The 24,719-nt window shown below is 69.2% G+C and carries 21 protein-coding genes; 19 read left to right on the top strand and 2 right to left on the bottom strand.

Going from position 1 to position 24,719, the window contains the following annotated elements; all coding sequences use genetic code 11:
- Positions 1-70: 70 nt before the first annotated feature.
- The 8 genes from A37U_RS41955 (at position 71) to A37U_RS0101805 (ending at position 9,907) form a co-directional block, all read left to right on the top strand.
- On the top strand, positions 71-1,186 hold the full coding sequence (locus tag A37U_RS41955; RefSeq protein WP_157182572.1) for a hypothetical protein: 1,116 nt from the start codon (positions 71-73) through the stop codon (positions 1,184-1,186).
- Positions 1,187-1,273: 87 nt separating this feature from the next.
- Complete coding sequence (locus A37U_RS0101835; RefSeq protein WP_157182571.1) at positions 1,274-2,584, top strand: extracellular solute-binding protein; 1,311 nt, start codon at positions 1,274-1,276, stop codon at positions 2,582-2,584.
- Positions 2,585-2,590: 6 nt separating this feature from the next.
- Positions 2,591-3,475 carry a carbohydrate ABC transporter permease gene (locus tag A37U_RS0101830; RefSeq protein WP_020494898.1) on the top strand — a complete coding sequence of 295 codons (885 nt, stop codon included), beginning with the start codon at positions 2,591-2,593 and terminating at the stop codon, positions 3,473-3,475.
- Positions 3,472-4,305 (top strand): carbohydrate ABC transporter permease, encoded by an 834-nt coding sequence (locus A37U_RS0101825; protein WP_020494897.1) that lies wholly within the window; start codon positions 3,472-3,474, stop codon positions 4,303-4,305. Before A37U_RS0101830 ends, A37U_RS0101825 begins: the two co-directional genes overlap by 4 nt.
- 61 nt (positions 4,306-4,366) lie before the next feature.
- Positions 4,367-7,393 (top strand): alpha-mannosidase, encoded by a 3,027-nt coding sequence (locus A37U_RS0101820; RefSeq protein ID WP_020494896.1) that lies wholly within the window; start codon positions 4,367-4,369, stop codon positions 7,391-7,393.
- A 78-nt stretch (positions 7,394-7,471) separates the two neighbouring features.
- Positions 7,472-8,185: a GntR family transcriptional regulator gene (locus A37U_RS0101815; RefSeq protein WP_051111528.1), complete on the top strand. Its 714-nt coding sequence runs from the start codon at positions 7,472-7,474 to the stop codon at positions 8,183-8,185.
- Positions 8,186-8,190: 5 nt separating this feature from the next.
- Positions 8,191-8,937, top strand: coding sequence for a sulfite exporter TauE/SafE family protein (locus A37U_RS0101810; RefSeq protein WP_020494894.1), 747 nt, complete (start codon positions 8,191-8,193; stop codon positions 8,935-8,937).
- A 64-nt stretch (positions 8,938-9,001) separates the two neighbouring features.
- Complete coding sequence (locus tag A37U_RS0101805) at positions 9,002-9,907, top strand: sugar kinase (protein ID WP_020494893.1); 906 nt, start codon at positions 9,002-9,004, stop codon at positions 9,905-9,907.
- On the opposite strand, the gene A37U_RS0101800 is transcribed toward A37U_RS0101805, so the two are convergent.
- Positions 9,885-10,217: a YnfA family protein gene (locus tag A37U_RS0101800; RefSeq protein WP_020494892.1), complete on the bottom strand. Its 333-nt coding sequence runs from the start codon at positions 10,215-10,217 to the stop codon at positions 9,885-9,887. The two genes, A37U_RS0101805 and A37U_RS0101800, sit on opposite strands and share 23 nt — an antisense overlap.
- A 126-nt stretch (positions 10,218-10,343) precedes the next feature.
- Between A37U_RS0101800 and A37U_RS0101795 the strand changes: the two genes are divergently transcribed.
- The 11 genes from A37U_RS0101795 to ligD all read left to right on the top strand — a co-directional run bounded on the left by A37U_RS0101795 (position 10,344) and on the right by ligD (position 23,986).
- Positions 10,344-10,907, top strand: a complete 564-nt coding sequence (locus tag A37U_RS0101795; protein WP_020494891.1) for a biotin transporter BioY — start codon at positions 10,344-10,346, stop codon at positions 10,905-10,907.
- Complete coding sequence (locus A37U_RS0101790; protein WP_020494890.1) at positions 10,904-12,118, top strand: AMP-binding protein; 1,215 nt, start codon at positions 10,904-10,906, stop codon at positions 12,116-12,118. Before A37U_RS0101795 ends, A37U_RS0101790 begins: the two co-directional genes overlap by 4 nt.
- The gene (locus tag A37U_RS0101785) at positions 12,115-13,224 is read left to right on the top strand and encodes a thiolase family protein (RefSeq protein WP_020494889.1); all 1,110 of its coding nucleotides are present in this window, start codon (positions 12,115-12,117) and stop codon (positions 13,222-13,224) included. Before A37U_RS0101790 ends, A37U_RS0101785 begins: the two co-directional genes overlap by 4 nt.
- Positions 13,221-13,895, top strand: coding sequence for an energy-coupling factor ABC transporter ATP-binding protein (locus tag A37U_RS0101780; RefSeq protein ID WP_020494888.1), 675 nt, complete (start codon positions 13,221-13,223; stop codon positions 13,893-13,895). Before A37U_RS0101785 ends, A37U_RS0101780 begins: the two co-directional genes overlap by 4 nt.
- Positions 13,892-14,497 (top strand): energy-coupling factor transporter transmembrane component T family protein, encoded by a 606-nt coding sequence (locus A37U_RS0101775; RefSeq protein WP_020494887.1) that lies wholly within the window; start codon positions 13,892-13,894, stop codon positions 14,495-14,497. The genes A37U_RS0101780 and A37U_RS0101775 overlap by 4 nt, the downstream gene beginning before the upstream one ends.
- A gap of 231 nt (positions 14,498-14,728) precedes the next feature.
- The gene (locus A37U_RS41950; protein WP_157182570.1) at positions 14,729-15,439 is read left to right on the top strand and encodes a P-loop NTPase family protein; all 711 of its coding nucleotides are present in this window, start codon (positions 14,729-14,731) and stop codon (positions 15,437-15,439) included.
- The gene (locus A37U_RS0101765; RefSeq protein WP_020494885.1) at positions 15,439-17,022 is read left to right on the top strand and encodes a DNA polymerase Y family protein; all 1,584 of its coding nucleotides are present in this window, start codon (positions 15,439-15,441) and stop codon (positions 17,020-17,022) included. The genes A37U_RS41950 and A37U_RS0101765 overlap by 1 nt, the downstream gene beginning before the upstream one ends.
- Positions 17,022-20,363 carry an error-prone DNA polymerase gene (locus tag A37U_RS0101760; protein WP_020494884.1) on the top strand — a complete coding sequence of 1,114 codons (3,342 nt, stop codon included), beginning with the start codon at positions 17,022-17,024 and terminating at the stop codon, positions 20,361-20,363. Before A37U_RS0101765 ends, A37U_RS0101760 begins: the two co-directional genes overlap by 1 nt.
- A 70-nt stretch (positions 20,364-20,433) precedes the next feature.
- The gene (gene gad / locus A37U_RS0101755; protein WP_020494883.1) at positions 20,434-21,840 is read left to right on the top strand and encodes a glutamate decarboxylase; all 1,407 of its coding nucleotides are present in this window, start codon (positions 20,434-20,436) and stop codon (positions 21,838-21,840) included.
- A gap of 68 nt (positions 21,841-21,908) precedes the next feature.
- Entirely contained in the window at positions 21,909-22,982 is a 1,074-nt protein-coding gene (locus A37U_RS0101750) for an ATP-dependent DNA ligase (RefSeq protein ID WP_020494882.1), read from the top strand.
- On the top strand, positions 22,982-23,986 hold the full coding sequence (ligD, locus tag A37U_RS0101745; protein ID WP_020494881.1) for a non-homologous end-joining DNA ligase: 1,005 nt from the start codon (positions 22,982-22,984) through the stop codon (positions 23,984-23,986). Before A37U_RS0101750 ends, ligD begins: the two co-directional genes overlap by 1 nt.
- A gap of 3 nt (positions 23,987-23,989) precedes the next feature.
- Here ligD and A37U_RS0101740 read toward each other — a convergent pair whose 3' ends face one another.
- Positions 23,990-24,685, bottom strand: coding sequence for a maleylpyruvate isomerase family mycothiol-dependent enzyme (locus tag A37U_RS0101740; RefSeq protein WP_020494880.1), 696 nt, complete (start codon positions 24,683-24,685; stop codon positions 23,990-23,992).
- Positions 24,686-24,719: the final 34 nt, after the last annotated feature.

The following is a 24,719-nucleotide window of genomic DNA, read 5'->3' as shown; positions in this document are numbered from 1 at the left end:
AGGTGACCGGTGCTGGCATTCGAGGGAATTACGCTGACAAATAGCGCACCGTTCCCGCAGGATGAATGGTGTGCCAGCCTCGATCGAGGACCTATGTGGCCTGCTGATGCTGCAATGCCGGCCGGTCGAGTCGGACTCGCTCACCGGGATCGTGGAGCCGGGGAATTCCGGACTGATCCGCACCGGGCGCGTGGAACCGGCGCCGGCGGGCGATTTTCCGGTGCTGCACGATCGTGATCTTTACACCGGAAAACGGCGGAAATACGCGGGCGAGGGAATCGAGGACGACTGGATAACCACCCAGCAGAACCGGGGGCATATCGCGCTGACGGATTCCGGTTACCTCGCCGAACGGGACTGGCGGGGACTGCACGGCATCCTCGAGCAGAGCGCGGTGCGCCCGGGTCCGGTGATCGCGCTGCTTCCGCTGGCCAACTGGTGGCTCGCCGAGGAGGAGACGGTCACCAGGCTCGCCGAGGCGATCGTGACCTTCGAGGTTCCGGTCGCCGTCGCGGTCGAACACCAGCGCGATCCGTTCGCGGTGCGCCGCACCCTGCGCGGGGCGCTGCTGCTCGCCGACAAACTCGAGCACGGCCCGCCGCTGCTGTTCCTGCGCGGGGACACCTCGGTGCTCGGCCTGCTCGCGCACGGCGGCTACGCGGCGGCGGTCGGCACCTGCGCGACCTTGCGGCACATCTATCCGCCGGGTAGGGGCGGCGCGCCGGGAACGGGTTTTTCGGTGTACGTGCCGAGCCTGCTGACCTATCTGCGCGCGGACAAGGTGGAGCGGCTGGTCACGAGCATGACCGAACTGGCCCAGCTGTGGGAATGCGGCTGCGCGGTGTGCTGCGGGGGTTCGCTCGAACTGCTGCGCGATCCGGCGCTGGCCAGGGAACACTCGCTGCGCGCCCATCTCGAAGCTCGCGCGCAGCTGTATCGCCCGCCGCGGGAAACCCACACCGAGGCCGAACTGCGCCGGCGGCGGGCGAGCATCTGGTACGAGTGGTGCAGTCACGCGCTGTACGTGAACGATCAGATCGCGGAACAGTTCCCGGGCTGGGAACCCGCGAAGGCGGTGTGGCACTGGTACTGGCTCGGCCCGGACCCCTTCGCCATCCGTACCCGCACGGAGCAGATCGAGCTCGACACGCTCCGCTTCGACGACGCGGGGCGTTCGCCGCATTAGACATGACAACAAGACAAATTGGGCGTACCCCCTTGGCCGGGTGCGGGTGCTCCGGCAATACTCCTACGCCAACGACAACGTTGTCAGGTGAATCGAGAGGCAGACCGGATGACCGCAGGTGGTTCGGCGCTCGGCCGCAGAAAGCTGTTCACGCTCGCCGCGGCGGGCGCGCTCGCCGGACTCGCCGGATGCGGCACCGGATCGCTGCCGCCGAGGACCTTCCGCTGGCTGGCCATCCCCACTGAGTCGGTCCAGTCACCGACCAAGGCACGGGCCGAATACGCCCAGCGCGTGCTCTCCGGCTATCAGCGCACCAGCGGCTGGCGGGTGGTCCCGCAGATCACGGTCACGGACATCGACCAGGCGATGGCGAAACTACTGCTGCAGGCATCGCAGCACCGCGCGCCCGAGGTGGCCGCGGTCGATTCCTATCTGTTTCCCCGGTTTGCGCGTTACGCCAATGATCTGAGCAAGCCGATGGCCGAGGCCGGGGTCCGCCTCGGGGACTGGTTCCCGCAGTTCCATCCGGTGATGGCGAGCACCGGGCAGCCGCGCTCGCTGATGTTCGAGACCGATGTGCGGGTGCTGTTCTGCCGCAAGGATCTCGTGGACCGCCCGCCCGCTTCCTGGGACGAGCTGCTGCACGCGGGACGGAAGGCCGCGGCACACGGCAAACAGGTGCTGTTCGCCGGCGCGCGCTCGGAGGACAGCGTGGACGCGGTGCTGTGGCCGTTCTACTGGTCCCAGGGCGGGCAACTGCTCACCGCGGACGGCAAACCGGGGTTCGCGCACGGCAAAGGCAGGCAGGCGATGGTCGATGCGCTGGCCTTCATCCGCGAACTCATCACCGAGGAGGCCGCCCCGCAGCGGGTGGCCACCATCCAGAGCAACGACGACATCAACCCGGACGTGGTCGCCGACCGGGTCTCGATGTTCATCGGCGGCAGCTGGCAGGCCTCGCAACTGCAGGAACTGGTCACCGACGGGGATTTCGCCAAAGACTGGACCATCGGCCCGATCCCGAGCCGGTCCGGGCAGGACCACACCTGCATGGCGGGCGGCTGGACCTGGGCCTCGTTCGCCGAGGACCCCGAAGTCGCGCAGGAGAGCATCAGGCTGCTGCTGGACGGCTATGTCGCGGACGAGGGCATGGCGCGGTGGTGCACGGTGAGCGGGAACCTGCCGCCACGGAGCCCGGTGTACCGCAATTCCGCCTATCACGGGGACGCGTTCACCGAGCTCTACCGCGAACACCTGGCCCGCTACGCTCGGATGCGCCCGCTGCGCAAGGAGTACCAGCAGGTCTCCCAGGCCATGCAGATCGCACTGTCCTCGGTGACCTCCCTGTCCGCCGAACCGGAGGCCGCCGTGGATGCTGCGCTGGCCCAGATCGTGTAGGCGCCGGTGAAAACGGCAGCGAAACCCTGGATCTGGCTGGTACCACTCGGTGTCCTGCTGCTCGTGGTGTTCGGTTATCCAATCGTGGAGATCGTGCGCCTGTCGTTCACCGACTCCACGATGGTCAGCGGTGAACCCTATTCCTACACCGGATCCGCCTACCGCAGCGTGGTCACCGGACCGGATTTCGCCGACACGCTCCGGGTGACTTCGGCGTTCGTGGTGTTCAGCGTGGTGTTCCAGCTGCTGCTCGGCCTGCTGATCGCGCTGCTGGTGGACAACGCCAAGCGCAGAGGGCTGCGCGGGGCGATGATCACCCGCACCGTGGTGCTCACCGCGTGGGCCATTCCCGGTGTGGTCATCGGGGTGCTCTGGCAGCTGCTCTACCAGGAGAGCACATCCGGGATCCTGAACTATCTGGGCAGCCTGCTCGGTTTCTCCGGTGACTCGGCGTTCCTCTCGGATCCGGGCAACGCGCTGGTCTCGGTGACCATCGCGAACGTCTGGCGGGGCACGGCGTTCTCCATGATCCTGATGTACGCGGGCCTGCAGACGGTGCAGCGGGATCTGCTCGAGGCCGCACGGCTGGACGGGGCCAGCCCGTTCCAGGCCTTCCGGGCGGTGACCCTGCCCGCGCTGCTGCCGTTGATCGCGATCGATCTGGTGACCATCACGGTGGAGACCTTCAACAGCTTCGACATGATCATGGCGCTGACCCAGGGCGGGCCGGGCACCTCGACACAGGTGCTCGCGCTGAAGGTGTACGACCAGATCTTCACCCAGCTCGGCCTCGGCCGCGGCGCCGCGATGTCCATCGTGCTGCTGCTGATCAACGCGGTGATGATCGCGATCTATTTCCGGTACCACAAGCGCAGGGAGGTGAACCCATGACCGGACGGCGCTGGCAGAACGCCGGTCTCTACCTGGCCATGGTGGTCACCGTCGTGGTGTTCGCCTTCCCCGTGCTGTGGGTGCTCTCCCTCTCGCTGCGCACTTCGCGGGAGATCGTCGCGACCCCGCCGCCGCTGCTGCCCGCCAGCCCGCAGTGGGGCAACTACACGCACGTGCTCGAGACCACCGGGATCGGCGGTTACCTGCTGAACTCGGTGATCGTGGTCGCCGGTTCGGTGTTCGGCTGTCTGCTGCTGTGTGTGCCCGCCGCCTACGCGCTGTCCCGGTTGCGGTTCCGCGGCCGGGCCACGTTCTCCCGCGGGGTGCTCGCCGCGCAGCTGATCTCGCCGCTGGTGCTGGTGATCCCGATGTACCGGCTGTTCGTGACGCTCGGCCTGCTGAACAACTACCTCGGGCTGATCCTGGTCTATGTCGCGGTGACCGCGCCGTTCCAGACCTGGTTCCTGCGCAACTACTTCGACAGCATCCCGGTGGAACTGGACGAGGCCGCGCTGGTGGACGGGTGCACGCGGGGGCGGGCGCTGCGTTCGGTCGTGCTTCCCGCCGCCCGGCCGGGGATCGCCTCCGCGGGGATCGTGGTCGCCGTGCTGTCCTGGTCGCAGTTCGTGGTGCCGTTCGTACTGCTCGACGATTCGAGCATGTACCCGATCTCGGTCGGCGTGGTGAACCTGCAGAACCAGGGTGGCGAGATCACCACCCAGTATCTTGCCGCGGGAAGCATCATCGCCGTGGTGCCCGTTGTCCTCGTGTTCGTCGCGCTGCAGCGCTACATCGTCGGCGCGCTCACCGCGGGCAGCCTGAAGGGCTGAGAAATCCGGGATGTAGAAGGACCGTGCTCGGTGAAAGACTGTGCTCGATGAAAGGAAGTAGATGCACGACGATCGTAAGGTGACCGAGGACCGCATCACCCGGGCGCTGCGTGAGCGGATCCGCCCCGCGGTGTACGGCGCCGCGTGCCCGGTCGAGCTCGAGGTCTGGCACGTGGACGGTGAACCGGTGCCCGTCGGGGACGCGCTCGGCGCGCCGTACGGCTCGTTCGCGGTCGGTGACCGGTGGGGCCCGCCCTGGGGGACGAGCTGGTTCCACGTGCGCGGCCGGGTGCCCGGGGAGTGGGCCGGGCTGCGGGTCGAATTGGTGCTCGACCTCGGTTTCGACGCCGACCGTCCGGGCTTCCAGTGCGAAGGCCTCGTGTATCTGCCGGACGGTACCCCGGTCAAAGGGCTCAATCCGCGTAACGCCTGGATCCCGGTCGGTGCCCCGGTTTCCGGGGGTGAACAGGTCGATTTCTATGTGGAGGCGGCGGCGAATCCGCTCATCCTGGACGACGGGGACCTCAGCTTCGCGCCCACCCCGCTCGGTGACCCGGCGACCGCGGGCACCGAACCGCTCTACCGGCTCGCGCGCGCCGAGCTCGCCGTGTTCGAGGAACCGGTGTGGGAGCTGGTGGCCGATATCGAGGTGCTGGACGGCCTGATGCGGGAATGCCCGGAGACCGATCCGCGGCGCTGGGAACTGTTGCGCGCCTTGGCATCCGCGCTGGACGCGCTCGACCTCGGGGACATCGCGGGCACTGCGCAGGCCGCGCGGGACCGGCTTGCCCCGGCCCTCTCCGGTCCGGCACGGTCCAGCGCGCACCGGATCTCCGCGATCGGGCACGCGCACATCGACTCCGCCTGGCTGTGGCCGCTGCGCGAAACGGTGCGCAAGGTGGCGCGCACCGCGTCGAACGTGACCGCGCTGATGGACACCGATCCGGGATTCGTGTTCGCCATGTCCCAGGCACAGCAACTGGCCTGGATCGAGGAGCACCACCCGAAGGTCTTCGCCAAGGTGGCCGAGAAGATCGCCGCGGGCCAGTTCGTCCCGGTCGGCGGAATGTGGGTCGAGGCGGACACGAACATGCCCGGCAGTGAGGCGATGGCCCGTCAGTTCGTGCACGGCAAGCGGTACTTCCTGGACCGGTTCGGCGTCGAGACCGAGGAGGTGTGGCTCCCGGACTCGTTCGGTTACAGCGCGGCGCTGCCGCAGCTGGTCACCGCCTCGGCCTCGAAATGGTTCCTCACCCAGAAGATCTCCTGGAGCCAGACCAACAAGTTCCCGCACCACACCTTCCTCTGGGAGGGTATCGACGGGACCCGGGTGCTCACCCATTTCCCGCCGGTGGACACCTACAACTCCGAGTTGATCGGCCGGGAACTGGCGCATGCCAGCGCGAACTACCAGGAAAAGGGTGCGGCCACCCGTTCACTGGTTCCGTTCGGGCACGGGGACGGCGGTGGCGGGCCCACCAGGGAGATGCTGGCCCGCGCCGCGCGCACCGCCGATCTGGACGGTTCGCCGAAGGTGGCGATCGAGGCGCCGCACGCCTTCTTCACCCACGCAGAACAGGACTATCCCACGCCACCGGTCTGGGTCGGCGAGCTCTACCTCGAATTCCACCGGGGCACCTACACCAGCCAGGCCAAGACCAAACAGGGTAACCGGCGAAGCGAGCACCTGCTGCGCGAGGCGGAACTGTGGTCGGCGACCGCGGCAGTCCACAGTGGAGTCGAGTACCCGTACGAGCGGCTGGACCGGATCTGGAAAACCGTGCTGCTCAACCAGTTCCACGACATCCTTCCCGGTTCCTCCATCGCCTGGGTGCACCGGGACGCCGAACATGCCTATGCGCGGGCGGCGGAGGAATTGGAGGAGATCATCGGCTCCGCGCAGCGCGCGCTCGCGGGAACCGGGTCCCGGCGGCTGGTGTTCAACGCGGCCCCGCACGCCAGGGACGGGGTCGCCGCCGGTGGCGCGGACACGGCCGAGGACGGGCAGGACGCGGTCACCGTGCGCGAACACGAGGGCGGCTTCCGGCTGGCGAACGGGGCGCTCACGGTGACCGTGGACCCGGAGGGGCTGATCCGTTCGGTGCTGGACGGGGAGAATGGGCGTGAGGTCATCCCGCGAGGGACCCGTGCGGCGCTGCTACAGCTTCACCAGGACCTGCCGAACCGTTGGGACGCCTGGGACATCGACGAGTTCTACCGCAACTCGGTCACCGATCTGACCGCGGTGGACGAGCTCGTGGCGACCGCGGGCGGGGTGCGGATCACCCGCTCTTTCGGTTCCTCGGTGCTGACCCAGTGGCTGGGGCTGCGCGGACGGGTGCTGGAGGTGGAGACCGAGGTCGACTGGCACGAGTCGGAAAAGATGCTCAAGCTCGCCTTCCCGGTGGATGTGCACGCCGACCGGTGCGCCTGCGAGGTGCAGTTCGGCCACACCTACCGGCCCACGCACGACAACACCAGCTGGGACGCGGCCAAGTTCGAGATCTGCGCGCACCGCTGGGTGCACGTCGCGGAACCGGATTTCGGGGTCGCGCTGGTGAACGACGCTACCTACGGGCACGACGTCAGCCGGACGGCCACGCCGGGCGGGATCGCGAACGTGCTGCGGGCCTCGCTGCTGCGCGCGCCCCGGTTCCCCGATCCGGAGACCGATCACGGCACGCACCGCTTCCGGCACGCGCTCGTGGTCGGCGCGCAGATCGGGGACGCGGTGCGCGAGGGATACCGGATCAACCTTCCCGCGCGGGAGATCGAGGGCGCGAACCCGGTGCGTCCGCTGGTCACCGTGGACAACCCGGATGTGGTCGTGGAATCGGTGAAGCTCGCCGAGGACCGTTCCGGCGATGTGGTGCTTCGGCTCTACGAGAGCGGTGGCACCCGGGCGGAGGCCACGGTGCGCGCGAGCTTCGGTCTCGATCGGGTCGCCGGGACCGATCTGCTCGAGCGGGACTGGGCCGAACCCGAGGAGTACGGGCACACCGAAGGCGCGTTCACCATCGCCCTGCGTCCCTTCCAGCTGCGCACCATCCGGCTCACGCGTGGCGCAACTCCGGCTCCCGGCTCCTGATCCGCAGGTGAGGAGTTTGCGCAGCGCACGTGGGGTGGCGTAACACGGCTGTCATCGAAACCCGGTTAGCCTCGCCGGGTGACCACATCTCGAGCACAGCGGGCCCGCCAGCTCGCGGGAGTGTTGCGCGAATCCATCGCCCAGGGCACGTTCGACGACCAGCCGCTGCCCGATGAGCGGGCGCTCGGACAGCGGCTGGGTGCCTCACGCAACGCGGTCCGGGAAGCGCTCGGGCTGCTGCGCGCCGAGGGGCTGATCACCCGGCGCCGGGGCATCGGAACCATGGTGGTGTCCCCGAAACTGGGGCATGGCCTGGACCGCCTCGCCGGGCTCGCCGAGAACCTGGACGGGCACGGCGAGCTCGGCAACGAGGTGCGGGCCGCGCGGATCGAGACGGCCACCCCCGCGATCGCCGAGCGGCTGGAGATCGCGGCGGGGGAGCGGATCGTGTACCTGGAACGGCTGCGCCGGATCGGAGGTGCGCCGCTGTCCCTGGACAGCACCTACCTCGTCGCCGACATCGGGCTGCCGCTGCTCGACCGGGACCTCGCCGGCCGGGATGTGTTCGCCCTGATCGAGGAGACCAGCGGGCAGCGGCTCGGTCGTTCGGATGTACTGCTGCACGCGGTCAACGCCGATCCGGCCAGCGCGGAACTGCTCGAGGTACCCGAATCCACCGCGGTGTTCGCCGTGGAGCGGTGCACCCGGCTCGCGGACGGGCGCGCGGTCGACTTCGAGTCGATCCACCTGCGCGCGGACCGGATCAGCTTCCACGCGAGCCTGCCGAGGTGAGCGGGATGACGGTGGTACTGCTCGGCTTGTTCGGCCTGCTCGGCGGAATCGGCATCACCGCGCTCGGTCCCGGCGGGGTGCTGCCGACCATCGGCCTGTTCGTACTCACCGGGCTGAGCCCGGCGCAGGTGGCGGGCACCGCGATCGTCACGCACGTCGCGACCGGGGCGCTGGGCACCGGCGCCTATCTGCGCTCCGGGCACCTGCGCGAACCGGCGAACCGCAGGACCGCGCTGCTGCTCGCGGGCGCCGCGCTACCGGGTACCGCACTCGGTGTGCTGCTCAACGCGCACGTCTCGGCGCGGGCGTTCGGCATCCTGCTCGGCGTGCTCGTGGTCCTCGCCGCGCTGCTCGTGCTCTACCGGGAACGGCACGCGGAAGAGGCCGAGCGGGCGCGTCCGGGGACCCTGACCGTGCTCGGGACCGGGTTCGCCGTGGCGGTCGTCGCCGGGATCGTGGGGATCGGCGGGCCCATGCTCACCGTGCCGCTCCTGCTCGCGTTCGGTGTCCCGGTGCTCGAATCGCTGGCCGCCGCGCAGGCCCAGTCGATCGTGATCGCCGGGATCGGTTCGATCGGCTACGCCGCGAGTGATGCCATCGACTGGCCGCTCGCCGTGATCATCGGGGTACCCGAGCTCGCCGGGGTGCTCATTGGCTGGGTCATCGCCCGTCGGGTACCCACCAGGCTGCTCAAGCGGGTGATCGTGGTCGCCCTGCTCGCCCTCGGCCCCTACCTGGCCCTGCACGGTTGACCAGATGATGGGAAAGGAGATTCGCGGAATGGGCACGGCCACCGGTCCGCTACGGTGAACCCCCGTGGAACCAGTCGAAGTGCTGTGCATCGGAGAAACCATGGCCCTGCTCGCGCCGCTCGACGGGCCGCTCACCGAGGCCGAGCGGCTGCGGCTCGACATCGGTGGCGCGGAGTCGACGGTGGCGTTGTACCTGCGCGAGTTCGGCCAGCGCACCGCCTGGCTTTCCCGGGTGGGCGACGATCCTTTCGGGGAACGGATCGTGCGCACCCTGTCCGGGCACGGGGTGGACACCCGCTTCGTGCGCACCGACACCGAAGCCCCGACCGGGGTGTACTTCAAGAACCCGGGCATCGAGAAGACCACGGTGCACTACTACCGGGCCGGTTCCGCCGCCTCCCGGATGGGCGAGGGCGAGCTCGACGGTGTGCCGCTGGACGAGCTGCGCCTGGTGCACCTTTCCGGGATCACCCCCGCGCTCTCGGCGAGTTGCCGGGCGCTCGTGGAACAGGTGCTCGCCCTGCCGAAGAGGGAGGGACGGGAGGTCTGCTTCGATGTGAACTACCGCCCCGCGCTGTGGCCGGTGGCCGAGGCCGCCCCGGTGCTCCGCGAGCTGGCCGCCCGCGCCGATGTGGTGTTCGTCGGACAGGACGAGGCACAGACGCTGTGGGGTCTGGACACCCCGGAGGAGGTGCGCGAACTGATCCCCGGCCCGCGGCGGCTCGTGATCAAGGACGGTGCCATCGGGGCCAGCGAGTTCGAGGGGACCCGGAAGACCTTCGTGTCCGCACGACCGGTCGAGGTCGTGGAGGTCGTCGGCGCGGGTGACGCCTTCGCCTCGGGATACCTCGCGGGCCTGCTCGCCGGGCACGAGCCGGCGCAGCGCCTCGCCGAGGGACACGAGCTCGCCGCGCGGACCCTGCGCAGCACCGATGACTTCGTGCCGGTCACCCGCGCGGCGCGTACATGATCACGCCGACCCCGGCCAGGCAGATCAGCGCGCCGATCACGTCGTAGCGATCCGGGCGGTATCCGTCGGCGACCATGCCCCAGGCCAGTGACCCGGCCACGAACACACCGCCGTAGGCGGCGAGGATCCGGCCGAAGTGCGCGTCCGGTTGCAGGGTCGCCACGAACCCGTAGACGCCGAGTGCGAGCACCCCGGCACCGATCCAGATCCATCCGCGGTGTTCGCGCACGCCCTGCCAGATCAGCCAGGCGCCGCCGATCTCGGTGACCGCGGCGAGTACGAAAAGCGCGATCGAACGCAGGATGAGCACGGTTGGCCTCCTCGGTCGGGGGTGTTTCTCCGGGACTTTGTATCCGATCTGCGGTGCTTTGGAGGGTTATGACAAGGCAGGCCGGGAGATTTTTGGTTCGCCATGCGGGCGGGTTAGGTTCGGCTTGTGCCGGATCAACGAACCACCCTTCCCGCGGCCGAGCTCGCGCGGACGGTCGTCTTCGCCGCGTTCATCGCGGTGCTCGGACTGTTCCCCGGGTTTTACCTCGGCGGTTCCGGGGTGCCCATCGTCGTGCAGAACATCGGGCCGCTGCTCGTGGGGGCCCTGCTCGGCGCGAAGCGGGGAACCGCCTCGGTCGTGCTCATGCTCGCGGTCACCGCGATCGGGCTGCCGCTGCTCTCCGGCGGGCGCGGCGGGATCGCCTCGTTCATCGGGCCCAGTGGCGGGTTCCTCATCGGTTGGATCGCCTCGGCACTGGTGACCGGGCTCGTCGCGACCCGGTTCGCCCGCCCGGGTTTGCCCGCGCTGCTGCTGGCCACGGTCGCGGGCCTGGTGGCCGACTACGTGATCGGCATCCCCTTCCTCGGCTTCTACACCGGGGACTTCGGTGCGGCCGCCGTGCAGTCGCTGGTGTTCCTTCCCGGGGACGCGGTGAAGGTCGTGCTCGCCGCGCTCATCGCCTCGGTCGTGCACCGTGCGCTGCCGACGGTGGTGGGGAGGAAGGGGTGAACCCACGCGTGTACGGCGCCGCGCACCGGCTCGCCGAGCTCGGGGCCGGCTCCGGTGCGCGGGTGGCGATCGACTCGCCGGAACCGCTCGACTGGCTGCGTGGCGCGGATCTGCTCGGCGCGGCGAGCCTGATCGTGGACCCCGCATGGACCGAATCCGAGCGCGCCGCCGTGTTCGCTGACGTCTGTCCGGATGTCACGGTGACCGGGACCCCGCGGCCGTGCCCGGAACCCGTTGCCCGGCAAGGGGACGAGTCCAGCTGGTTCTACCTGTCGACCACCTCGGGCAGCAGTGGAACGCCGAAGGTTCTGGTGCGCACCAGGGAATCCTGGACACTCAGCTTCGCCGCACTCGGCCGGGTCGAACATCCGGTGCTCGTGCCGGGAAAGTTGAGTTCCTCACTGTTCCTGTTCGGGGCACTGCACGCGCTGTGGTGCGGGGACGAACCGGTGCTGCGCCCGCGACTGCGCCTGGCGGACGCCCGCACGGCGCGCACCGTGCACCTGGTGCCCGCGATGTTGCACGGTCTGCTCGCCGAGCTCGAACGGCACGGCGGACCCTGTGCGCTGCGCACCGTGGTCTGCGGTGGGGCGCACCTCGGGGCGGAACTGCGCGAGCGGTTCGCAGCCGTGCTCCCGGACGCGGAACTGCTCGAGTACTACGGCGCGGCCGAGCACTCGCTGATCGCGCTCGGTGTCGGGGAACTCCGCCCGGTGCCCGAGGCCGAGCTCGACATCCGCGACGGGGAACTGTGGGTTCGGTCCCCGCTCGCGTGCAGCGGACATCTGCGGTCGGGCCGGTTCCATCCCGCACCGGAGTGGTCGAGCGTCGGCGATCGGGTCAGCATCGCCGACGGGGTGTTGACCGTGCACGGCCGCGGTTCCGCGATGCTGTCCACCGGAGGCGTGCTCGTGCCTGCCGAGGAGGTGGAGTCGGTGTTGCGCGCGGTTCCCGGAGTGGACGACGCGCTCGTGATCGGCACCCCGCATCCCGCGCTCGGCACCCTGGTGACCGCCATCGTGCAGGCCGAGCAGCCGCCATCGGTGCGGGAACTGCGTGCCGCCGTCCGGTCCGGTCTCGCCCCGGCGAAGCGCCCGCGCCGCTGGCTGGTCACGAAATCCCTGCCGCGCACCTCGTCCGGGAAACCGGCGCGTTCCCTGGTCACCGATCGGCTGGCCGAAGGCATCTTCGACGGGGAGACACTGCGGTGAACGAACGGAACCCGGTGGTCATCGCCGCGCGGCGCACCCCCATCGGTACCGCGGGCGGGGCGTTGCGCGGGATGACCGTGGACGCCCTCGCCGCGCCCGTGTTGCGCGCGGTGCTCACCGATTCCGGTGTGGACACCGTCGCGGATGTGTTGCTGGGCAACGTTTTCGGTCCGGGCGGGAATACCGCGCGGGTCGCCGCGCTCGGTGGCGGCCTCGGTGCGGAGGTTCCTGGGATGACCGTGGACCGGCAGTGCGCGAGCGGGCTCGCGGCGATCACCACGGCCGCCGCGCTGATCCGGGCAGGGCAGGGGGACGTGTACCTGGCCGGTGGGGTCGAGAGCGCGTCCACGGCTCCCTACCGTGCCTGGCGGACCGAACCGCCGCGCTGGTACACCCGCGCCCCGTTCTCCCCGGCGGAGATCGGCGACCCGGACATGGGACAGGCCGCGGACCTGGTCGCCGCCGAAGCGGGGGTCGGCAGGGAACGCCAGGACGCGTTCGCCGTGCGCAGCCACGAACGCGCCGTCGCCGCCCAGCGCGCGGGCCGGTTCACCGCGGAACTGGTGCCGGTCGCCGGATGCTCCGCCGATGAACGTCCGCGCTCCGGGTTCACCACGCGACGACTGGCCAGGTTTCCTCCCGCCTTCACCGAGCACGGCACCGCAACCGCGGCGAATTCCTGCGGGGTCAGCGATGGAGCCGCCGTGGTGCTGCTGGTCAGCGAGCGGCGCAGGCGCGAGCTCGGACTGCCCGGGCTGCGCCTGGTGCACGCGGCGACGTCCGGCTGCGATCCGAACCGGCTCGGGCTCGGTGCGGTTTCCGCGATGCGCGCCGTTCTCGACCGCGCGGTGGACATCGCGGAGTTCAACGAGGCCTTCGCCGGTCAGACCCTCGCCTGTCTCGATGCCGCGGGGATCGAGGAGCACACGGTGAGCCCGGACGGTGGAGCGATCGCCCTCGGTCACCCCTGGGGCGCCTCCGGCGCGGTGCTCGTCGTCCGGCTGTTCAGCGCCATGGTGCGGTCCGGTGGACCGGGTACCGGTCTCGCGGCGCTGTCCGCGGGCGGCGGGCTCGGCGTCGCCACGCTCTGGGAGGTGGTCTCGTGATCGAGTTCCGTGGTGTCGGGCACCGTTACGGGGAGCGGGTCGTGCTCTCCGAAGTCGACCTGTGCCTGGAACAGCGGCGGGTGGCCTTCGTCGGTGCCAACGGTTCCGGGAAGTCCACGCTGGCCCGCATGGTGAATGGACTCGTGCACCCCACCGAGGGCAGCGTGTCCGTGGACGGGCTCGATCCGGTACGGAACGGGCGAGCGGTACGCAAGCGGGTCGGCTTCGTGTTCACCAATCCGGACAGCCAGATCGTCATGCCGACCCCGGAGGAGGACGTGGCGTTCTCCCTTCGTGGCAAGGGGATCTCGAAGGACGAGCGGGAACGGAAAGCACGGGAACTCCTCTCGGCGTACGGACTTGGTGGACATCTCGAACATCCGGCGCATCAGCTCTCCGGCGGTCAGAAGCAGTTGCTCGCCCTGTGCGCGATGCTCGTGCGGGAACCGGATGTGCTCGTCTGCGATGAGCCGACCACCCTGCTCGATCTGCGCAACAAGCGCCGGTTCGTGGAGCTGCTGGGCAGCCTGGAGCAGCAGGTGCTGCTCGTCACCCACGACCTCGATCTGCTCGGCGGGTTCGACCGCGTAGTCGTCATCGACGGCGGCCGGGTGGTCGCCGACGACACCCCGGAACCCGCGCTGCGCTATTACCGGAAGCTCGCAGAATGACCCCGCTCGGGCTCTACGAACCGGGCGCGAGTCCGCTGCACCGGGCGGGCGCGGGCTGGAAACTGCTCGGCATCCTGGCCCTGGCCATCGCCGCTTTCGTGCTGCGGGACCCGCTGTGGCTCGGCGTGCTCGCCGCGGTCGCCGTGCTCGGCTACCCGATCGCCCGGATCCCGTCGCGCCGCTGCCTGCAGTCCGCCCGCACGTTCGGGGTGCTGGTGGTCGTGGTGTTCGCGCTGCAGTGGCTGCTACTCGGGCTGGACGGGGCGATCGTGGTCGGGCTGCGCCTGGTCACCGCCCTGGCCGCGGCCAATCTCTATACGTTGACCACGCGGATCGTGGATGTGATCGGCAGCGTCGAGCGCGGCCTCGGCCCGTTGCGCCGGATCGGACTGCGTCCCGAACGCCTCGGTCTGCTCGTCGGGCTGACCGTGCAGGCCGTCGGTACCCTCGCCGGGATCGCGGGCGAGGTGCGCGAGGCGGCGAAGGCGCGGGACGCGGGCTGGTCCGCGACGGCGTTCGCGGTGCCGTTCCTGGTACGCACGCTCCGGCACGCGGACGAACTCGGCGAGGCACTCGCGGCGCGGGGTGAGGGCGAGCGTTAGCGCCCGCGCGGGTCCTCTTGCCGGATCGGGGGATCGTGCCCCCGGGTGATTCCCGTTGTTCTCGGGGATTCCGGATGGTTCATCGGTGGGCTACCTCTCAGTCGTTCCCGGTGTGAGCGAGCTTGACATCGCCGCACATCAGTCAGCATAATTCGAACACCAGTTCGATAGCAACCCGATGTTCGAATCCAGCCCGCCCGCACCGGCGGGCATCCGCTGAAGGGGGAGGTCATGTCCGCGCCTGCCGCAGTGTCACGGGCGAGTGAGGCATCCGATGCCCCGCTCGGGGTGACCACTCTGCGCAAGCTGCGTGGGGCCGGGGTACGGCCGGCGAGCGAGCTCTCCGCGGCCCTCGCGGAGCGGCTGCTCCCGGTGCGGCCGGATCTGGCGGAAATCCTTCCGTTCGGTGGTCTGCGCAAGGGAAGTACGGTCGCGGTCCTCGGTTCGACCTCGCTGACCCTCGCGCTGCTCGCCGAGGCCACGGCGCGGGGAAGCTGGGCGGCCGTTGTCGGGCGCCCCGATCTCGGGGTGCTCGCCGCGCACGAGCTCGGAGTGGAGCTCGCGCGGCTGGTCCTGGTGCCCGATCCGGGACTCGAACTCGTCCCGGCCCTCGATGCGCTCTTCGACGGGGTCGACATCATCGCGTTCTCGTTCGGGTGCACCAAAGTGCGCCCGTCCGCCCGGCCCGGGCTGGCGCGGAAGCTGAGCGCGCGGGCGCGGCAGCGCGGGGCGGTGTTGATCGTCGACGAATCCGTGCCGGGGGCGGATCCGATCGTCCGGTGCACCGGACGTGCATGGTTCGGCGCGCGGCATGGGCACGGTGCCCTGGAATACCAGCGGCTCCGGATCGAACAGGAGGGCCGCGGGCACGGCGGCGGGGCGGAGCTGTGCCTGCCACCGCAGGGGGACCGGCTGTCCGAATCCGTGGCGGAGGTGGGCTGATGGCGCGCTTGCTCACGGTCTGGGTACCGGACTGGCCGGTGGTAGCGGCGAGTGCCGCGGGCGGGATTCCGCTGGATGCGCCCGCGGCCGTGGTGCACGCGAACCGGGTGTTCGCCTGCTCGGGCACGGCGCGCAAGCACGGGGTGCGAAGAGGAATGCGACGCCGGGAGGCACAGTCGATCTGCCCGGAGATCCGGGCCCTCCCGAACGATCAGGACCGGGACGCGCGGATGTTCGAGGCGGTCGCGGCAGAGGTGGAGCGGCTCGCTCCGGGGATCGAGGTGGTGCGCCCCGGGATGGTCACCATTCCGGCGCGGGGTCCTTCGACCGCGTTCGGCGGCGAGGCGCGGGCCGCCGAACGCATGGTCGAGCATGTCGGCACCGAGCTGGGCCTGGAATGCATCTCCGGGATCGCCGACGGGCTGTTCGCCTCCGCGATCGCCGCCATGCGGGGCGAGCTCGTCCCGCATGGCGGCTCGGCGGAATTCCTCGCCCCACTGCCGATCGCCGATCTGGCGACTCCGCTGCGGCCGCCGCATCCGAGGCTCGACCGATCCCGGGCGAACTTCATCGACCTGTTGTACCGCTTGGGAATTCGCACCATCGGTGAATTCGCCGCGTTGCCGGAACGGGATGTGGGCGCGCGATTCGGTACGGACGCGATCCGGCTGCACCGGATCGCCACGGGCAGACAGCAGCGGCCCGCGGTGCGCAGGGCGGTTCCCGCCAGCCTGGTGTCAAGCCAGGAATTCGATCCCGCGCTCGACCGGATCGACACCGTGGCCTTCGCCGCGCGAGGGCTCGCTGAACGGTTCAACTCCCTGCTCACCGCGCACGGCCTGGGTTGCGTGCGGCTCGGGGTGCGTGCCTCGACCGCGAACGGGGAGGAGTTCGCACGTTCCTGGCGCTGCGCGGAGCCGCTCACCGAGCACGGCATCGCCGAGCGGGTGCGCTGGCAGCTGGAGGGGTGGTTGCGCCGGCGGGACGGTGCGCCCACGGCAGGCGTGTGTGCGGTGTACCTGGAACCGGAGGAGACCCTTTCCAGGAAAGACGGGCAGCTCGGCATGTGGCACGGCGCGGAAGCCGACCGGGCGAACGAGGAACGGGCGGGGCGGGCACTCGTCCGGCTGCAAGGACTGCTGGGACCGGACTCCGTGTACACCCCGGTCCTCCGGGGAGCCCGGGCACCGGGAGCGCGGGTACGGCTCGTGCCCTGGGGCGAGGACCGGGTGCCGGACACCGATCCGGATCTGCCGTGGCCGGGGCGGGTTCCCGCTCCTTCCCCGGCGACCATCCCCGTCGAACAGCTGCCGGTGACCGTGCTCGACGGCTGGGCGGACCCGGTGGGCATCAGCGCGCGCCATGAGCTCACCGCGGAACCGTGCAGCCTCGTCGTGGACGGAGCCGAACGGTTCATCAGCCGGTGGGCGGGCCCCTGGTTGCTGGACGAGCACTGGTGGCGCGCGGATCCGGTGCGGGAGCTGGCCAGGATCCAGGTGGTCTGTGCCGACCAGCGATCGGAGCAGGGTTTTCTACTGCTGCGCAAGGAGAAGCGCTGGATCCTCGAGGGGGTGTACGACTGATGGGCTGGGAGAATCCGCCGATCAGGTGGGGCGAGCTCGAACGGGCCTATGCCGGCGAACCGCCCCAGCCGGGCGACGGGAACGACAGCCCGGCATGGACCCGGAAACGGGCGCCATACCGGAAACCGGACGAGCGGATCTTCCTCGAACCCACCGACAGCGCGGACGGTGACCGGACACCGCGATACGCCGAGCTGCACTGCCACTCCAACTTCAGTTTTCTCGACGGGGCGAGTGACCCGAAGGAACTGGTGGAGACCGCGGCGAAACTCGGTCTCGACGCCATCGCCCTCACCGATCACGACGGCATGTACGGCGTGGTCCGGTTCGCCGAAACGGCGCGGGAACTGGGTGTCCGCACCCTCTACGGCGCCGAACTGTCCCTCGGTCTCACCAAGCCACAGAACGGTTCCCCCGATCCCGAGGGAACACATCTGCTGGTGCTGGCCCGGGCGCAGCGCGGGTATTCCGCACTGTGCAGGGCGATCACCGAAGGACAGCTCGGCGATGAACGGTTCGCCGAGAAATACGGAAAACCCGAGAAGGGCAAACCCGTCTACGGCCTCGAACGACTCGCCGAGATCCTCGGTGAGGAATGCTTGGTACTCACCGGCTGCCGCAAAGGTGCGGTGCGGCAAGCCTTGAGTACCGAAGGGCCGGCCGCCGCAGTGCGGGAGCTGCGGCGGCTGGTCGCCCTTTTCGGCCGGGACAACGTGTTCGTCGAGCTCACCGATCACGGCCTGCCGGACGACGACCGGCGCAACGATCTACTCGCCGGGATCGCGGAGGATGTCGGCTGCCCGACCGTGGCGACGGGCGCGGTGCACTACGCGACACCACAGCGGGGCAGGCTCGCCGCCGCGATGGCCGCGGTCCGTTCCCGCCGCTCGCTCGAAGAACTGGACGGCTGGCTGCCCCCGGCTCCCATGGCGTATCTGCGCTCCGGGGCGGAGATGCACCGCAGATTCGCGAAATACCCGGGTGCGGTGCAGCGTGCCGCGCTGCTCGGAGTGGACTGCTCCTTCGATCTGCTGCTCGACTCTCCCGGGCTTCCGCCGTTCTCCCATCCCGAAGGCAAGAACGAGGAAAAGCATCTGCGAGAGCGTATCCGGTGCGGCGCGGCCATCCGCTATGGCTCGGAAGCGGAGAGCCCGATGGCGCACGGCCAGATCGACCATGAACTGAGGGTCATCGAAGAAAAAGGCTTCCCCGGGTACTTTCTCATCGTCGACGAGATCGTCAAGTTTTGTCGTGATCGGGGAATCCTGTGCCAGGGCAGGGGATCCGCGGCCAATTCCGCGGTCTGCTATGCCCTCGGTATCACCAAGGTCGACCCGGTTCGCTGGGAGCTGCTCTTCGAACGATTCCTCGCGCCGGAACGGGACGGATATCCGGACATCGACCTCGACATCGAATCCGATCGGCGTGAGGAGGTGATCCAGCACGTCTACGAACAGTACGGGAGAAACTGCGCGGCCCAGGTGGCCAATGTGATCACCTACCGATCCCGCAATGCTGTGCGCGATATGGCCCGCGCGCTCGGCTACTCCACGGGGCAGCAGGACGCGTGGAGCAAACAGATCGACCGCTGGGGCCCGCTCGCGAAGACCGCCGAGGAAGACGGCTACGACATTCCCGAGGATGTACTCGAACTCGCGAAACAGATCGAGGACGCACCCCGCCACCTCGGCATCCACTCCGGGGGCATGGTGCTCTGCGAGCGCCCGGTCAGCGAGGTCTGCCCGGTGGAGTGGGCCCGGATGGAGAACCGTTCGGTGCTGCAGTGGGACAAGGACGACTGCGCCACGGCGGGGCTGGTCAAATTCGACCTGCTCGGGCTCGGGATGCTCTCCGCACTGCACTACATGATCGACCTCGTCGCGGAGCATCACGGAACCGAGGTCGACCTCGGTGAGCTCGACCTCGGGGAAAAGGCCGTGTACGAGATGCTGCAGCGTGCGGATTCCGTCGGCGTTTTCCAGGTGGAGAGCCGGGCACAGATGGCGACCCTTCCCCGGTTGCGCCCGGAGGAGTTCTACGACCTGGTCATCGAGGTCGCGCTGATCAGGCCTGGGCCCATCCAGGGCGGATCGGTGCACCCCTTCATCCGCCGCAAGAACAAGAACGAAAAGTGGGACTACGACCATCCGCTGCTGGAAAATGCCCTGAAGAAGACCAAAGGGGTGCCGCTATTCCAGGAACAGCTCATGCAGATGGCCGTCGACATAGCCGGGTTCGACGCCGCCGCGGCCGATGAGCTGCGCAGGGCGATGGGGGCGAAACGGTCGACCGAGCGGATGGCGAAGCTCAAAGACCGGCTGTACGACGGGATGAAAGAAAAAGGGATCACCGGTGAGCTCGCCGACAAGCTCTACAACAAGCTCCTCGCATTCGCGAATTTCGGCTTCCCGGAAAGCCACGCGCTCAGCTTCGCGCTCCTGGTCTTCGCCAGCGCCTGGTTCAAACTGCACTATCCCGCTGCGTTCTGCGCCGGGCTGTTGCGCGCCCAGCCGATGGGGTTCTACTCGCCGCAGTCCCTCGTCACCGATGCGCGCAGGCACGGAGTCGTCGTGCGCGGGCCGGACATCAACGCGAGCGACGTCCACGCGGACCTCGAACCCGAGGAATCCAGCATGGGAGAAAAGGCGGTACGCACCGGGCTGGCCACGGTGCGCACCATCGGGAAGGAGGTGGCCGAGCGAATCGTGACCGAACGCCGGACCGGCGGCTGGTACCGGGACATGGCGGATTTCGCACGGCGACTGCGGTTGCGCGCCGACCAGCTCGAAGCGCTCGCCACCGCGGGGGCATTCGAGTGCTGCGGCACGGACCGGCGCGCCGCGCTGTGGGGAGCCGGTGCGGCGGCGCAGATCGGCCACGGTGAACTGCCGGACACCATCCCCGGGATCCGGGCGCCCGCACTCGCGGTGATGGAACCCATCGAACGAGCGGTCGCGGATGTCTGGGCGACGGGGTTCTCCCCGGACACTTTCCCGACCGAATTCGTCCGCGATCAGCTGGCCGCGCGGGATGTGATTCCGGCGAACGAACTCGCCGGTCACGCCGGCCAGCTGGTGAACATCGGGGGAGCGGTCACCCACCGGCAGCGCCCCGCGACGGCGGGCGGAGTCACGTTCATGAGCGTCGAGGACGAGACCGGGATCGCGAACGTGATCTGCACACTCCAGGTGTGGCAGCGCTACCGCAGGATCGCGCGGACCAGCCAGGGACTGCTCATCAGGGGGCTGGTCGAACACGCGGAGGGGGTGACGAACCTCCTCGCCAAACATATGGAACCGCTCAACCTCAGGGTGCCCTCCACCTCGCGCGACTTTCACTGAAGTGTCACAGTCACGAGAAGCAGTGACAGCTTCATGTCCATCGCGCCGAGACCGCGTTACCGTGACATCCATGGCGCTGCACACGGGAACGGCTTCGCAGATGGGAACGAACAGGCGCACGAACCGCAGCGGCGGCGGCAATCCGCTGCACGATGCGCGCCCGGATCTGGCCGCCGAACTGAGCCCGCCGCACGAGCGGCTCGCCGATGACTCGGTCGCCCCGGACACCGCCCTGCAGCTGGTCCGTGACGAGCTGATGCTCGACGGAAACGCACGGCTCAACCTGGCCACCTTCGTGACCACCTGGATGGAACCCCAGGCGCGCGAGCTGATGGCCGAGTGCGTGGACAAGAACATGATCGACAAGGACGAGTACCCGCAGACCGCCGAACTGGAGCGGCGCTGTGTGCACATCATCGCCGACCTGTGGCACGCCCCGGATCCGGGCCAGGTGATGGGGTGCTCGACCACCGGTTCCTCGAAGGCCTGCATGCTCGCCGGCATGGCGCTCAAGCGCCGCTGGGCGAAAGGGGGTGGCACCGGGCGGCCGAACCTGGTCATGGGCGCCAATGTCCAGGTGTGCTGGGAGAAATTCTGCGAGTACTGGGAGGTGGAAGCACGCCTGGTGCCGATGGAAGGGGAGCGGTTCCACCTGTCCGCCGAGCAGGCGCTGGCCCGGGTCGACGAGAACACGATCGGCGTCGTCGCCATCCTCGGTTCCACCTTCGACGGCAGTTACGAACCGGTCGCGGAGATCGCCGAGGCCCTGGACGAGTACCAACGGCGAACCGGAACCGACATCCCCGTGCACGTGGACGGTGCCTCCGGCGCGATGATCGCCCCCTTCCTCGATCCCGAGCTGGACTGGGATTTCCGACTGCCCCGCGTCGCCTCGATCAACACCTCGGGGCACAAGTACGGGCTCGTCTATCCCGGGGTCGGCTGGGTGGTGTGGCGGGACAAGCAGGCCCTGCCGGAGGAACTCGTGTTCAACGTGAACTACCTCGGTGGTGAGATGCCGACCTTCGCGCTGAACTTCTCCCGCCCGGGCGCCGAGGTGGTCGCGCAGTACTACACCTTCGTCCGGCTCGGGAAGCAAGGATTCCGCGCGGTGCAGCAGGCGACACGGAACGTGGCGACCGAACTCGCCGCGCGGATCGCCGAGTTCCCCGAGTTTCGCCTGATCACCAGGGGCGATGAGCTACCCGTGTTCGCGTTCACCACGGCCCCGGACGTCGAGGCCTTCGATGTGTTCGACGTGTCGCGCAGGCTGCGGGAACGCGGCTGGCTGGTGCCCGCCTACACGTTCCCGGACAACCGGACCGATCTCGCCGTGTTACGCATCGTGGTGCGTAACGGGTTCACACACGATCTCGCGGATCTGCTGCTCGGCGATCTCGGACGGATCCTCCCGGACCTGCGTGAGCAATCGGGACCGAGTAAGCGGACAGGCGTGCACACGAGCTTCCATCACTGACATCACCGACATCACCGATATGCTTCGCGTTTCGCGCGCTCCCGGTGGATCTGGCTTAGGATCACGACGTGGAGCTGCCCGTGATGCCGCCGGTCAAACCGATGCTCGCCAAGGCCGTGCGCGAGCTGCCGTGCGCCCCGGGCCTGCACTACGAGCCGAAATGGGACGGCTTCCGCGGCATCGTGTTCCGCGACGGCCCGGAACTGGAACTCGGCTCGCGCAATGACCGCCCGCTGACCAGATACTTTCCCGAGCTGATCGAGCTGCTGGGGCCCGCACTGCCACAGCGATGTGTGCTCGACGGGGAGATCGTGGTCGTCACCGACGCCGGGCTGGACTTCGACACCCTGCAGAACCGGCTGCATCCGGCGGCCTCCCGGGTACGTACCCTCGCCGAGCGGACCCCGGCGAGCTTCGTGGCCTTCGACCTGCTCGCGCTCAGTGATCGGGATCTGACCGCGGCCCCGTTCACCGAGCGCCGCCGCCTGCTCGAATCGGTGCTGGACCATGCCCCGGACGGGATCTATCTGACGCCGGTCACCGAGGACCCGGAGATCGCCAGGGACTGGTTCGCCCGGTTCGAGGGCGCGGGTTTCGACGGGGTGATGGTCAAGGACGGGGCCGCACTATACGAGCAGGACCGCCGCACGATGTGGAAGGTCAAACACGAACGCACCGCCGACTGCGTCGTGGCGGGATTCCGCTGGCACAAGGACGGTAATGGGGTCGGTTCGCTGTTGCTCGGCCTCTACGACGAACGCGGGGCACTCAACCACGTCGGGGTGGCGAGCAGTTTCACCGCCGAGCGCCGCCGCCAGCTGGTGACCGAACTGGAGCCGTTGCGCGCGAACGCACCCGCGGACCACCCGTGGCGGAGCTGGCTCGACGAGGGAGACGGCAGCGCCCTGCTTCCCGGCGGACAGAGCAGGTGGAGCGCGGGCAAGGACCTCAGCTGGGAGCCGCTGCGGATCGAACTGGTCGCCGAGGTGCGCTATGAACACGTCATGGCGGGCCGGTTCCGGCACGGTGGGCGGCTGGTGCGGTTCCGCCCCGACCAGGAACCGTGCTCCTGCACCTACGCCCAGCTCGATCAGGTCGCACCGGCGGAACTCGCCGACGTGTTCGCCGTGAAGGAGCCGTGATGAGTGAATCGCTGAACATCGAGGTGGATGGCGTGGAGGTGGCCATCTCGCACCCGGACAAGGTGTTCTTCGCCGAACGCGGCGAGACCAAGCTCGACCTGGTGCGCTACTACCAGGCCGTGGCGGAGCCGCTGCTGCGGACGGTGCGCGGCAGGCCGTTGCTGCTGGAGCGCTACCCGAACGGGGCAGGCGGGAAATCCTGGTTTCAGAAGCGGGTCCCGAAGTCCACTCCGCCCTGGTTGCAGACCACCGAGGTGGCCACGCCGAACGGAACCACGAGCGATGCCCTCGTCGCCGCGGATCTCGCGCACGTGCTGTGGGCGGTGAACCTGGGGTGCCTCGGATTCCATGTGTGGCCGTACCACGCGGACAGCCCGGAGATCACCGACGAACTGCGGATCGACCTCGATCCCTCGCCCGGGGTCGGCTACGCCGAGGTGCGCGAGGCCGCGGTGCGCGCCCGGGAGCTGCTCGCCGAACTCGGGGTCGAGGTGCTGCTCAAGACCTCGGGATCGCGCGGGCTGCATCTCTATGTCGCGCTGGAGCCACACTGGGATGGCTACCAGGTGCGTGCGGCGGCCGTCGCGCTCGCCCGGGAACTCGAACGCCGCCACCCGGACCTGATCACGGCGAAGTGGTGGAAGGAGGAACGCGGGAAACGGGTCTTCGTGGACTTCAACCAGAACGCGCCGCACAAGACGGTGTTCGGCGCCTGGTGTGTGCGCCCCAAGGCCGGTGCGCCCGTCTCCACCCCGATTCGCTGGGCGGAACTGGATTCGGTCACCCCGGAGACACTGACCATCGCCACGGTTCCGGGCAGGCTCGCCGAGCAGGGCGACCCGTGGCAGCAGCGGGATCCACAGTCGATCGAGGTACTGCTGGAGTGGTCCGAGCGGGACCTCGCGGCCGGGCTGATGGATGCACCCTGGCCTCCGGTCTACCCCAAGATGCCGAACGAACCGCCTCGGGTCGCGCCGAGCAGGGCGAAACAGGAAGCCGAGTAACCCTCAGATCCGTGGCCACCGCTCGAGCAGGCCGCGGTCCCCGTCGGCGTGCAGGTCCAGCGGATCGACCCGGTGCCACAGCGCGAGCAGTAGCTCCGATGCGGTGCCGCGCATCCTGGTGACCGGGCCGGGGTGCGGCAGATCCTTGCTGATCGACAGGTCCAGATCGGTGAGCTCGAGGGCGATGGTCGCATCGGCGGCCAGCTCCGGGCGCATGGCCAGCCCGGTCGCGGTGAAGGCGTCGAAGTATTCCTCGATTCCGTCCCTGGCCAGCTCGCCGGGGATCGGTGCGGGATCCGTGGCGCCGGTCGTCGCGGCATCCCAGCGGTGTACGGCGAACTCCTGCGCGCAGCGCCGGATCCAGAAGATCGCCGTGTCCGGGGAAGTGGACCAGTTGGGCACCGGATCGTCCACCGCGGCGGCACGCAGGGTGGTCAGCAGCGAATCGAGCGCGTCGGCCCAGTCCCCGGCGGCCTCGGCCGGGGTGACCGCGGGAACCGGCGTGGTCATCGTGCTGGTTCCCGCGAACACTCCGGGCATCCAGTGCGCGAAGGCGGTGGTGTGTGCGAGCAGGTCCGCCCCGGACCACTCGGGGCAGCTGCGCACGGTCGCCTCCGGGGCGGCGAGACACAGCCGCCCGATCTCGTCCCCGTCCCGTGCCGCATGCTCCAGAAGCGCTCCGTGATCGAGAGTCAGCACCTATCGCACCCCACATCCGTTGTGTGCCTTACCG

This window comes from Sciscionella marina DSM 45152 (genome assembly GCF_000379465.1).
Classification (GTDB): Bacteria; Actinomycetota; Actinomycetes; order Mycobacteriales; family Pseudonocardiaceae; genus Sciscionella; species Sciscionella marina.
This window is presented reverse-complemented; position numbering and strand designations above follow the sequence as displayed.

What these genes read in the sequence shown, in the direction of transcription:
- A37U_RS0101825 (WP_020494897.1), top strand. Translation starts at nt 3,472, where the DNA reads ATGACCGGACGGCGCTGGCAGAACGCCGGTCTCTACCTGGCCATGGTG.
- A37U_RS0101820 (WP_020494896.1), top strand. Translation starts at nt 4,367, where the DNA reads ATGCACGACGATCGTAAGGTGACCGAGGACCGCATCACCCGGGCGCTG.
- A37U_RS0101810 (WP_020494894.1), top strand. Translation starts at nt 8,191, where the DNA reads ATGACGGTGGTACTGCTCGGCTTGTTCGGCCTGCTCGGCGGAATCGGC.
- A37U_RS0101775 (WP_020494887.1), top strand. Translation starts at nt 13,892, where the DNA reads ATGACCCCGCTCGGGCTCTACGAACCGGGCGCGAGTCCGCTGCACCGG.
- A37U_RS41950 (WP_157182570.1), top strand. Translation starts at nt 14,729, where the DNA reads ATGTCCGCGCCTGCCGCAGTGTCACGGGCGAGTGAGGCATCCGATGCC.
- A37U_RS0101765 (WP_020494885.1), top strand. Translation starts at nt 15,439, where the DNA reads ATGGCGCGCTTGCTCACGGTCTGGGTACCGGACTGGCCGGTGGTAGCG.
- A37U_RS0101760 (WP_020494884.1), top strand. Translation starts at nt 17,022, where the DNA reads ATGGGCTGGGAGAATCCGCCGATCAGGTGGGGCGAGCTCGAACGGGCC.
- gad (WP_020494883.1), top strand. Translation starts at nt 20,434, where the DNA reads ATGGCGCTGCACACGGGAACGGCTTCGCAGATGGGAACGAACAGGCGC.
- ligD (WP_020494881.1), top strand. Translation starts at nt 22,982, where the DNA reads ATGAGTGAATCGCTGAACATCGAGGTGGATGGCGTGGAGGTGGCCATC.